Origin of the sequence: Parahaliea mediterranea (assembly GCF_017255185.1) — a bacterium.
In the GTDB taxonomy this organism is placed as follows: Bacteria; Pseudomonadota; Gammaproteobacteria; order Pseudomonadales; family Halieaceae; genus JAFKCZ01.
This window is the reverse complement of sequence record NZ_JAFKCZ010000015.1, coordinates 56,963-68,319: the sequence shown is the minus strand read 5'-3', so window position 1 is coordinate 68,319 and position 11,357 is coordinate 56,963. Positions and strand designations below refer to the sequence as shown.

General features: G+C 66.0%; 8 protein-coding genes. 4 read left to right on the top strand and 4 right to left on the bottom strand.

Going from position 1 to position 11,357, the window contains the following annotated elements; genetic code table 11:
- The first annotated feature begins 21 nt into the window (after nucleotides 1-21).
- Nucleotides 22-1,092: a Glu/Leu/Phe/Val family dehydrogenase gene (locus tag JYP50_RS17970; protein ID WP_206561941.1), complete on the top strand. Its 1,071-nt coding sequence runs from the start codon at nucleotides 22-24 to the stop codon at nucleotides 1,090-1,092.
- Nucleotides 1,093-1,404: 312 nt separating this feature from the next.
- Here JYP50_RS17970 and JYP50_RS17965 read toward each other — a convergent pair whose 3' ends face one another.
- Together JYP50_RS17965 and JYP50_RS17960 are read right to left on the bottom strand one after the other, a co-directional pair.
- Nucleotides 1,405-2,211, bottom strand: a complete 807-nt coding sequence (locus tag JYP50_RS17965; RefSeq protein ID WP_241263282.1) for a queuosine precursor transporter — start codon at nucleotides 2,209-2,211, stop codon at nucleotides 1,405-1,407.
- Between the two features lies 1 nt (nucleotide 2,212).
- The gene (locus tag JYP50_RS17960; protein WP_206561940.1) at nucleotides 2,213-2,914 is read right to left on the bottom strand and encodes an SDR family NAD(P)-dependent oxidoreductase; all 702 of its coding nucleotides are present in this window, start codon (nucleotides 2,912-2,914) and stop codon (nucleotides 2,213-2,215) included.
- 183 nt (nucleotides 2,915-3,097) lie between these two features.
- Between JYP50_RS17960 and JYP50_RS17955 the strand changes: the two genes are divergently transcribed.
- Nucleotides 3,098-3,592 (top strand): 6-carboxytetrahydropterin synthase, encoded by a 495-nt coding sequence (locus tag JYP50_RS17955; RefSeq protein ID WP_206561977.1) that lies wholly within the window; start codon nucleotides 3,098-3,100, stop codon nucleotides 3,590-3,592.
- A gap of 154 nt (nucleotides 3,593-3,746) precedes the next feature.
- Here JYP50_RS17955 and prlC read toward each other — a convergent pair whose 3' ends face one another.
- Nucleotides 3,747-5,786: an oligopeptidase A gene (prlC, locus tag JYP50_RS17950; RefSeq protein WP_206561939.1), complete on the bottom strand. Its 2,040-nt coding sequence runs from the start codon at nucleotides 5,784-5,786 to the stop codon at nucleotides 3,747-3,749.
- A 62-nt stretch (nucleotides 5,787-5,848) separates the two neighbouring features.
- Here prlC and JYP50_RS17945 point away from each other — a divergent pair, with 62 nt between their 5' ends.
- Complete coding sequence (locus JYP50_RS17945) at nucleotides 5,849-7,900, top strand: S9 family peptidase (RefSeq protein ID WP_206561938.1); 2,052 nt, start codon at nucleotides 5,849-5,851, stop codon at nucleotides 7,898-7,900.
- A gap of 25 nt (nucleotides 7,901-7,925) precedes the next feature.
- Here the strand turns inward: JYP50_RS17945 and JYP50_RS17940 are convergent, their stop codons facing one another.
- A complete protein-coding gene (locus tag JYP50_RS17940; RefSeq protein WP_206561937.1) occupies nucleotides 7,926-9,260 on the bottom strand; it encodes a DEAD/DEAH box helicase in 1,335 nt (444 codons plus the stop codon).
- Nucleotides 9,261-9,378: 118 nt separating this feature from the next.
- On the opposite strand from JYP50_RS17940, the gene JYP50_RS17935 reads away from it, so the two are divergent.
- On the top strand, nucleotides 9,379-11,304 hold the full coding sequence (locus JYP50_RS17935; protein WP_206561936.1) for a metallophosphoesterase: 1,926 nt from the start codon (nucleotides 9,379-9,381) through the stop codon (nucleotides 11,302-11,304).
- Nucleotides 11,305-11,357 lie beyond the last annotated feature (53 nt).

Below are 11,357 nucleotides of genomic sequence, written 5' to 3'. Positions count from 1 at the left end.
AACCCTATTGAGGATTGCCCAATGAGCGTGTTTTCAGCACCGGCTTTCGATCAGCACGAGCTGGTTTCCTTTTGCAGCGACAGAGCCACCGGCCTGCGCGCCATCATCGCGGTGCACGATTCCACCCTGGGGCCGGCCGTCGGTGGTTGCCGCATGTTCCCCTACGCCTCCGACGAGGCGGCCCTGCACGATGTGTTGCGCTTGTCGCGCGGTATGACCTACAAGTCCGCCCTGGCGGGATTGCCCCTGGGGGGCGGCAAATCGGTGATTATCGGCGACTCCCGGCAGGACAAGACCCCGGAGTTATTGCGGGCGATGGGGGATTTCGTGGAATCCCAGGGAGGGCGCTACGTGGCGGCCGAGGATTCCGGCACCGGCGTGGCGGATATCCGCACAATGAGCGAGCGCACCCGCTGGGTGAGCGGCCTGGACGACAACGAGTACGGTGGCGATCCCTCGCCGAGCACCGCCTGGGGCGTGTACCTGGGGATGCGTGCCGCGGTGCGTCACCGCCTCGGGGTCGATACCTTTGACGGCCTCAAGGTGGCCATCCAGGGGCTGGGCCATGTGGGTTTCTACCTGGCGAAGCATTTGCGCGAGGACGGCGCCATCGTCTACGGGGCCGACGTCAACGCCGCCAACCTGGAGCGGGCGACCAAGGAGCTGGGGGTGATCGCGGTGGATGTGGCCGAGGTCCTCGGCCTTGAAGTCGACATCCTGGCGCCCTGCGCCATGGGAGCGGTGCTTAACGAGCAGAGCATTCCGCGGGTACGCGCGGGGATCATTTGCGGCGCCGCCAACAACCAGCTCGCCACTCCGGCGGACTGCGCCCATCTCAAGGACCTGGGCATCCTTTACTGCCCCGACTTTTTGGTCAACGCGGGTGGCATTATCGATGTGCATCACCAGCGCAGCGGCTCCGCCGACAGCGTCAAGCAGGCTCACATCGAGCGTATTGGAACCACCCTCGCCGAGGTGCTGCGCCGGGCCGACGAGTGTCACCGCCCCTCCGAGGTGATCGCCGAGGAGCTGGCCAGGGAGTACCTTCGACGCGAGCGCCTGGCGCCGGTGGCGCTTGCCGAGGCGAGTTGATCCCGCGGTCTTCCGGTAGTGGTGGCCCCCCGCACGGGGGGCCGAATGAATGACCCGAAAAGGGGGGGGCGGCCCTCGGCCCGGCAGGTGGGGGTTTGTACCGTTCGGGGGTGGCCGAATGAATTCGGCCCTACGGGGGAGGACCGTTCGGGGATGGCCGAATGAATTCGGCCCTACAGGACAGGGGGGCGATACTCCCTGTAGGGTCGAATTTATTCGACCGATGCCACGTTTACTCGACCGATGCCACGTTTACTCGACCGATGCCACGTTTACTCGACCGATACCGCGTTTACTCGACCGGTACCACGCTCAAACACCCTGCCCGGTACGGCTGCGGGGCTCCGCCCGGGGATACTGTTCCGCCTCCAGTCGCAGATAGCGCCGCAGGTAGTGCACGCAAAGATAGAACGGGCCGGTATCGATCAATGCCACCGAGGCCTTGAACAGGTAGTTGCTGCCGATCAATACCAGCATCGCCTTCAGGGCGATGTCGCCACGCAGAAAGGCGGCGCCGAAGGTCACGCTGATCACCATCACCGAGTCCACCATCTGGCTCATCAGGGTGCTGAAGTTGTTGCGCACCCACAGGTACTTGCCCCGCGTGACCCGTTTCCAGAAGTGGAACAACTGCACGTCGCAGTACTGGGCGGCGATGTAGGCCAGCATCGAGGCGAACACCGCGCCGGAGGTGGTGGCGTAGATCAGCTGGTAGAGACCGATACTGCCCTCCACGGTATCGCCGTTGGGCAGCGCCACTGGCGCGGCCAACTGCAGTACCTGCCACGGGGGCATCTGGTCCGCCGGCACCGAGGGAATGGCGTCCCCCAGGAACAGGACGAACAGGATCAGGAAATTGAGCCCCAGGCCGACGCTGACCAGGAAGTTGGCCCGCGCCTTGCCGTAGAGTTCGCAAATCAGGTCGGTGCACAGGAAAGTCAGGGGGTAGGGCAGCACGCCCACCGCCAGCGCCATCGGCCCGAGCTGGATGAAACGGGTAATCCCGATCACATTGAGCAGGGTCATGGCGCTCAGGAAGGTGCCCGCCAGCACCAGGAAGACCCGCTCGCGCCGCTCCCGCAGCTCGGCTTCGCCAATAACAGTAGTGATCCCGGCCAACTCAGCTTTCCCGCTGACCCAGGTTGGCGTGCAGGACCGCGCCGTTGATCACCGGGTTGCCGTGTGCCCAAAACAGCAGTTCGGCAATCTCGGCCGGTTCGATCAGGCGGTTGTAGCTGTTCATGGCGGCGATGGCGTCGATGATCCGTACGTCGTTGCCGAGGTGGGTACGCAGCATTTCGGTGTCGGTGAAGCCGGGGCAGATCAACGCGGTGTGTACCCCGCGGCCCATCAGGTCCTGGCAACTCGCGCGCATCATGCCGAGCTGGGCGTGCTTGCTCAGGACATAGCTGAACGAACCGGCCACCGCTTTTTCCGACAGCGTGGAGCCAACGTACAGCAGGCTCGATCCGGCGGGTAGCCGGGGCAACAGGTGCTGGTTGATGCTATTGATGGCGACCACGTTGGTTTCCAGTACCTCGCGCAGGCTGGCGCTGCCGCAGTCGTCGACACTGTCCTTGCGCATCTGGCTGGCGTTGTGCACCAGGGCCACGCTGTCGCTGCCGGCAATCACTTCCAGCAGCGCGCCGCAGCACTCGGCAATGTCGCTGTCCGAGCCCAGGTCGCAGGGTAGGTTGGTGACCCCCGGTTCGGGACAGGAGCGTCGCGACAGGTTGAACACGCGGTACTCCTCCGCGATAAAACGGGCCGCGGTGGCCCTGCCGATGCCGACGCTGGCGCCGGTGATGATGGCTGTCTTCATGCTGCTTTGCGCTGCCTCTTGTTTGCTGAGTGCCGCAGTATGCCGCCATGACCTGCCCCGGTTCAATCTTCGCGGTGCCGTCCTCCGGGACGCGGATTGATTTCAGGCCCGCCGTTCGCGGCCCTTGCCAATGCGCGAGCCAGCCGCAACAATGGTGTGCCCACCACGCGGAACCGGGAGATCATGGAGCGCCTCACCACACTGTACATCGACAAGGAGAGTCACAAGTTTTCCGCGGCCCACTACACGATATTCAGCGCCACCGAGCGCGAGCGGCTCCACGGACACAATTATTCCGTGTCGGCGCGCATCGTGGCGCCGATGGGGGAGAACGGCTTTTCCGCCGATTACAATGTGTACAAGACGCGTCTCAAACAGCTCTGTGACGCGCTCGACGAGTACATGTTGCTGGCGGCGGAGTCGCCGCACCAGTCAATCGACGAGTCGGGCGATTACTATCGGGTGCGATTCGCCACCGACGAGATGCTGTTCCTGCGTCGGGACACCCAGGTATTGCCGATTCGCAACGCCACCGTGGAGGAGTTTTCCCACTACCTGCTCGGCCGCCTGCTGGAACTGTCCGCCGGGGAGGACCTGCGCGAGGTCGAGTTGTGCGTGGCCTCCGGCCCGGGGCAAAAGGGCTGCGCCGGCTGGCGCCACGATACCGCAACGGATTGATCCGCCCCCGGCCCTGTAGGGTCGAATTCATTCGACCAACCCCTGTAGGGTCGAATTCATTCGACCAGAGTCAGGGAGGTGCCCCCAACCCCTGTAGGGTCGAATTCATTCGACCAGAGCCAGGGAGGCACGCCCAACCCATGTAGGGTCGAATTTATTCGACCGCGGCAATGCCGCTGTGCCGCAGCAAGGCCTCGATATCCGGCTCCCGCCCGCGGAAATTGACGAACAGGTCCATGGCGTCCTGTGAGCCGCCCACCGCCAGCACCTTGTCGCGAAACTCCGCGCCGGTGACCCGGTTGAAGATGCCCTCCTCCTCGAAGCGCGAAAAGGCGTCCGCGGACAGCACCTCCGCCCACTTGTAGCTGTAGTAACCTGCGGCATAGCCGCCGGCGAAGATGTGGGAAAAGCTGTGCTGGAAACGGTTGAAGGCGGGCGGTTTCAACACCGCCACCTGTTCCCTGACCGCGTCCAGCAGGTCCTGTACCGAGGGCGGTTGTTCGAGGGACCATTCCATGTGCAGGCGGAAGTCGAACAGGGCAAATTCCAGTTGGCGCACCATGAACATGGCGGACTGGAAGTTCTTCGCCGCCAGCATTTTGTCCAGCAGCTCCCGCGGCAGTGGCTCGCCGGTTTCGAAGTGTCCGGTGATAAAGGCCAGGGCCTCGGGTTCGTAGCACCAGTTTTCCAGGAACTGGCTGGGTAATTCCACCGCGTCCCAGGCCACGCCGTTGATGCCGGACACCGCGGCCACGTGCTGCCGGGTCAGCATATGGTGTAGCCCGTGGCCGAACTCGTGGAACAAGGTGGTGAGCTCCTGCTCGGTGAGCAGGGAGGGGGCGTCCCCCACCGGGGGGGTGAAATTGCACACCAGGAAGGCCACCGGCAACTGCAGGCCGTCCTTGCGCTGGCGCCGCACCCGGCAATCGGCCATCCAGGCGCCGCCGCGCTTGTCCGCCCGGGCGTAGATATCCAGATAGAACTGGGCGATGGCCGCGCCCTCTTGGCGCACCTCGAACAGGCGCAGATCATCGTGGTAGCGGTCGAAGTCCCCAAGCTCGCGGACTTCCACCTGGTACAGCCGCTCGACCAGTTGGAACAGGCCCGACAGCACCCGGTCCACCGGCAGGTAGGGGCGGATCTCCTCCTGTGACACGCGGTAGCGGGCCTGCTTGAGCTTCTCGCCGTAGTAGGCCACGTCCCAGGCGTTCAGCTGTTGCACGCCGTATTGCTCGCGGGCGAATTCGCCCAGCTCGCGCCATTCCCGCTGTGCCTGGGGCCGGGAGCGCTGCGCCAGCTGTTCGAGGAAGTCGATAACCTGCCGCGGGCTCTCGGCCATCTTGGTGGCCAGGGACAGTTCGGCGTAGTTGTCGAAGCCCAGCAGGCGCGCCAGTTCCAGGCGCAGGTCGAGGATCTCGCCGATCAGCGCCGAGTTGTCCCACTGGCCCCCGTGGGGGCCCTCGCCGGAAGCCCGGGTGACGTTGGCGGTGTAGACCTCCTCGCGCAGGGCGGCGTTGTCGCAGTAAGTCAGCACCGGCAGCACCGAGGGCATTTCCAGGGTGAGCAGGTAGCCTTCCCGGCCCACCCGCGAAGCGGCCTGCCGCGCGCTGGCCAGGGCGGTTGGCGGCAGCCCCGCCAGCTCTTCCTCGCTGGCCTCCCGGGTCCAGGCGTGGGTGGCGTCCAGCACGTTTTCACTGAATTTGCTGCCCAGCTCCGACAGCCGGCGCTGAATTTCCCCGTAGCGGCGTTGCTGCTCCGGTGGCAGGGCGACCCCCGCCAGGCGGAAATCGCGCAGGGCGTTGTCGATCGCCTTGCGCCGGGCGCCGTCCAGGCGGGCGTATTCGGCGCCGTCGGCGATTTGCCGGTATGCCCCGTACAGGGCAGGGTGCTGGCCCATCCAGGTGCTATACTCGGACAGCATCGGGAGGCAGCGGTTATAGGCTTCCCGCAGGGCTTCCGAATTCATTACGCCGTTGAGATGCGACACCGGTGCCCAGCAGCGCTCCAGGTCGTCCTCCAGGTCTTCTATGGGTTGTAGCGTCTGTTCCCAGCTGTAGCTATCCGAGCTGTCCAGCAGGTCGTCTATCGCGGCCCGGTTGCGCTCGATTAGGTGGCTTACCGCCGGCTCCACGTGTTCCGCGCGAATGCGCGACAGGGGCGGCAGGTGGTGATCTTCCAGCAGGGGATTGGACATGGCGGTGACAGCGTATTGGTAAAGCGGGAGCCCATGGTAACTGATATACACGGGGGGAAGGAATGAACAGACTCGGTCGGATTAGATTCACCCAGTGCCTGGCGGCGGCGCTGTCCCTGGGCTTTGCGGCCGGCGCCCTGGCCGCGCCGAAATTTTCACTGGAAGACGTGTTCCAGTTGCGCTACGCCAGCGACCCGCTGGTCGATAGCGAGGGCGAGCAGGTGCTGTACCTGCGCCACGACATGGACATCATGAAGGACAAGTCGCGGGCCAATTTGTGGCTGGTGGACCTGGGTACCGGCGAGCAGCGCCCGATCACCACCGGCCCCAATAATATCAGCGGTCCGGTGCTGTCCGCCGATGATTCGCGGGTCGCGTATGTCCACAAGGACGATGTGGGCTCGCAGCTGTTTGTCGCCTGGCTGGACAGCCCCCGGGTGGCGCAGCTGACCCGGCTGCCGGAGAAGCCCAAGAACCTGGCCTGGTCCCCGGACGGCGAGTGGCTGGCCTTCGCCATGCGCGTGCCCACGGACCCTCCGACCATGGGGCAACTGCCAAGAAAGCCCGAGGGCGCCGACTGGGCCCCGCCACCGGTGGTGGTGGACCGCGCGGTGTACCGCCACGACGGCAGCGGTGACAAACCCCACGGCTATAGCCAGGTCTTCGTCATTCCCGCGGATGGGGGCAGCCCCCGCCAGGTCACCTCGGGGGATTTCCACCACGACGGCAGTATCGCCTGGTCCGCCGACGGCAAGGCGTTGTACGTCTCGGCCAACCGCAACCCGGACTGGGCCCTGGATGTCGCCAATACCGATATCTACCGGGTCGACCTGGCCAGCGGCGAGTTCACCACCCTGGCCGATCGCCGGGGCCCCGACGGCGACCTGGCGGTGTCCCCCGACGGCAAGCGCATCGCCTATGTCGGATGGGACGACCGTCGCATGGGCTACCACCGCAATCGCCTCTACGTCATGGGCAGCGATGGCGGCGACCGGCGCGAGTTGCTCGCCGATCTGGATCGCAGTGTCGGTGACCCGCAGTGGTCGGCGGACGGTCGCCGAATCCTGTTCCAGTACGACGACAAGGGCGCCACGGTGCTGGCGGCTGTCGATCTCGATGGCGACATGGACATTCTCGCCCGCAACCTGGGGGGCAAATCCCTCGGGCGGCCCTACACCGGGGCGGATTTCGCCGTGGGCGGCGACGGTGTCTACGCCTTCACGTCGGGCACGCCGGCGTCGCCGGCGGACATCTCCGTGGGCGAGCGCGGCAAAAACCGCCAGCTGACCCACCTCAACGCCAGTTTGCTCGAGTACCGGGACCTGGCCGAGGTGGAGGAGTTATGGCTGAAGTCCAGTCACGACGGCCGCGACATCCAGGCCTGGGTCGCCAGGCCCCCGGGTTTCGATCCCGACCAGCGCTACCCCCTGATCCTGGAGATTCACGGCGGTCCCTTCGCCGCCTACGGCCCGCACTTCGCCGCGGAGGTCCAGCTCTATGCCGCGGCCGGTTATGTCGTGCTCTACGTTAATCCCCGGGGCAGCACCAGTTATGGCGAGGACTTTGGCAACCTGATTCACCACAACTACCCCAGCCAGGACTACGACGACCTGATGTCCGCGGTGGACGCGGTGATCGAGCAAGGCTACGTCGACCCGGCGCAGCTCTACGTCACCGGCGGCTCCGGCGGTGGTCTGCTCACCGCCTGGATTGTCGGCAACACCGACCGCTTCCGCGCCGCGGTGGTGGCCAAACCGGTGATCAACTGGACCAGTTTCGTGCTCACCGCCGATATGTCGCCATTCTTCACCAAATACTGGTTCGACAAGATGCCCTGGGAGACGCCCATGGCCTACTGGGAGCGCTCGCCGCTGTCGAAGGTGGGCAATGTGACGACCCCGACCATGCTGCTGACCGGCGAGGCCGACCTGCGCACGCCGATGCCGGAGACTGAGCAGTACTACCAGGCATTGAAACTGCGCGGGGTCGATACCGCCATGGTGCGCATGCCTGGCGCCTCCCACAGCATCTACAAGCGGCCGAGCCAGTTGATTGGCAAGGTGGCGGCGATTCTGGAGTGGTTCGGGCGTTACGCCCCGGAGTCCGGCGACTAGGCGCTGCGGCGGCGGGGCGTGACAGTCAGCTCCGCCGCTTTTTCATCAGCGGCCCGGTGCCGTCATTGACCGGGGTCCGTGTCGCGCTCTCGGCAGAGTCCTTGCGTTTCGGTTTGCCCTTGTTTTTGGTGTCGCGCGCGCGCTGCTTGGCCTTGGCCCCGGACGGTTTCTTCTTCTTGCTGCCGGCGGCCTTGCCAGAGCCCTTGATCTTCTTCGGCCCGCTGTACTTCGCCTTGAGCCCCGGCAGGGCGCGCGCCTCGAACTCGGTTTTGAGGTAGCGCTGGATACTGGCCATCAGGTTCCACTGGCCGGCGTCCACCAGGGAAATCGCGGTGCCGCTGGCGCCGGCGCGGGCCGTGCGGCCGCTGCGGTGCAGGTAGTCGTCGCCGCTGTGGGGCAGGTCGTAGTTGATCACCGTGTCGATGTCCGGCACATCGAGGCCGCGGGCGGCGAGGTCGGAGGCGCAGAGCACGTCGATCTTGCCCTCGCGGAACGCCGCCACGACCCGCTTGCGCTCCTCCGTGCTCATCTCGCCGTGCAGGCTGTCGCAGCGGATGCCGTGGTGCCCGAGCAGGCCGGTGAGGCGGTCCACGGTGCTGCGCTTGTTGGCGAACACCAGGCTGCGCCGCCCCCTGGCGTCCTCGAGCAGGGCCAGTAGCAGTTTGTTTTTGTGCTCCACACCGTCCGCCAGGATGCGCTGGTGGTGGATGTTGCCGTGGGCCTGGCGCACCTCGCCGATGGCGATGGCCTCCGGGTCGCGCAACAGGGTGCTGGTGAGATCGCTCATGCCTTTCACCCGCAGGGTCGCGGACAGCAGCAGGGTCTGGCGCTCCGGGGCGCAATACCCGCCGATCTTCAACACGTCCTCGCGAAAGCCCATGTCCAGCATGCGGTCCGCCTCGTCCAGTACCAGGACCTCGAGCGAGGCCAGGTCCGCGCTGCCCTTCTCGCAGTGCTCCAGCAGGCGGCCGGGAGTGGCCACCAGCAGTTCCGGGTTTTTTCGCAGCACCGATTTCTGGTACTTGAAGTCGGCGCCGCCGGTGAGCGCCGCGGCCTCCAGGGGGGATTTGTCGATCAGTCGGCGGCACTCCCGCAAGACCTGCCGGGCCAGTTCGCGGGTGGGCACCAGGACCAGGACCAGGGTACCCGCGTTGCGCCGCGCGCCGCCCTCCAGCAGGCGCTGCACGGCGGGTATCAGGTAGGCCAGGGTCTTGCCGCTGCCGGTTTCCGCCGAGACCTTGAGGTCGGCGCCGGCCAGGGCGCGGGGGAGCACCTGCTCCTGCACCGCCGTGGCGCGCTGCAGGTCCATGGCCTCCAGGGCAAGGTGAAGGCGGCGGTCCAGGGAGATGGTATCAAACACGGCGGGTATTCCAGGCTGAAACGGGAGCGGCAAGTTTACCGCAATCGCCGGGCTCCCGGGCAGTGGCGGGGAAACTCGTCTAGACTCAGCCCTGTCACCGGCAAATGCGAGACCGCACATGCGCAAACTAGGCAAAGTCCTCCTGAACGGTGCGTTGCTGGGCATGTTGATAGCCTTCGTCCTGCCCCGGCTGGTGGCGCCGGCAGCTGCGGCGTCGCCCTACGCGTTCGATACCGACAGCCGGGTGGTGGCCTTTGCCGATGTACACGGCGCCTATGAGGACTGGACCGCCCTGCTGCGGCAGCTGGGGGTGGTCGACGACGCCCTCGACTGGGCCGCGGGCGCAACCCACCTGGTGTCCGTTGGGGACCTGGTCGACCGCGGCCCGGGCTCGCGCAAGGTGGTCGAGCTGATGATGAAGCTGCAGCGCCAGGCGGAGGCCGCCGGCGGGGCGGTGCACATGACCCTGGGCAATCACGAGGTGATGGTGATGACCGGGGACCTGCGCTACGTGTCCCCCGCGGAGTTTGCCGCCTTTGCCCCCGACGAGAACCCGGCGGAGCGCGAGGCCCTGTGGCGGGACTACCGGCGGGTTCACGCCGACGGTGAAGAGGCGGCGGTCCGCGAGACTTTTGAGCGTCAGTATCCGCCGGGCTTCGTCGCCCTGCGCAAGGCTTTTTCTCCCGGCGGTGAGATCGGCGACTGGCTGCTGCGCCAGTCCTTTGTCATACGCGTCAACGACAAGGTCTACATGCATGGCGGTATTGCCCGCGACCCGGCCGAGCGCAGCCTGGCGGAGTTGAACGAGACCATGGGGGAGGAGCTGCGCGCATTCCTCGACAGCATGGCGCAACTGCGGGAGGCGGGGGTCATGCCCTGGTTTGTCGGCTACCACGACCGCCTGCAATTCCTCAACGCCCGCGCCGAGGACTTCGCGGCGGACAACCCGGGGGTGCGCGCGGCGTGGTTTGACCCGCTGCAGCGGGTGTTCGATCTGCAGACCGCCTTCCTGTTCAGCGACGACAGCCTCAACTGGTACCGGGGCAGCGCCCTGTGCCACCCCTACGCCGAGTCGTGGAACACTGAACGCTTCCTCAAGCGGGTGGGGGCGAAACAGCTGGTGGTGGGCCACACGCCCACCACCGGCGATGTGCAAGCGCGCATGGACGGGCTGGTGATCCGCCTGGATACCGGGATGCTCAAGGCGGTGTACAAGGGCCGGGCCTCCGCCCTGGTGAGCGAAGGTGGGGAAAGCCGCGTGCACTACCTGGGCGAGGCGCCCTCGCAACCGGTGGCCGAGACCCGGGACCTCGCCATGGAACTGTCGGGCATGAGCGATGCGGCGCTGGAGCAGTTCATGCGCGAGGCGCCGGTGACCGAGGTGGAGGCCATTGGCACCGGCATCACCAAGCCGAAGCGGGTGCGGCAGGAGCGGGGCGGCGTGGTTAATATTGCCGCCTTCAAATACGAAGATTCCGCGCCGGGCTTGCAGGACAAGGCCCGCTATATCGCACGGCGCTACGACGACAGCGACCGCTACGTCTACGACGTGGCGGCCTACAAACTGGACCGCATGCTGGGCCTGCAGATGGTGCCCACGGCGGTGATCGGCGAGGTGGAGGGCGACGAGGGGGCGCTGTCGGACTGGGCGGACAACACCATCAACGAGCGCGACCGCCTGGCGCGGGAACTGCCGTTCAACAGCTATTGCAAGCAGTACGAGCAATACCGCCTGCGCTTTGTGTTCGACATCCTGATTCACAACGACGACCGCAACCTCACCAATATCCTGTGGACCCAGGATGACTACATGCTGCGTTTCATCGACCACAGTCGCGCGTTCCGCACTGATGCCCGGCGTCCCAAGCAATACCGCAAGGTGGATGTGATGGTGTCGGACCTGTTGCTCGATCGTCTGCGGGCCCTGTCCGCGGATACACTCGACGCGCAGTTGCGACCCTACCTCCACCCGCGCCAGATCGAGGCCATCCTGGAGCGCAGGGACCTCATCGTGAAAGAGGCCGTGCGTTCGGGCGACGAGTAGGTAATCCGGGGCGGGGCTGGCCATGGTCGCGGTCGCGGGGGGGATCAGGGGGT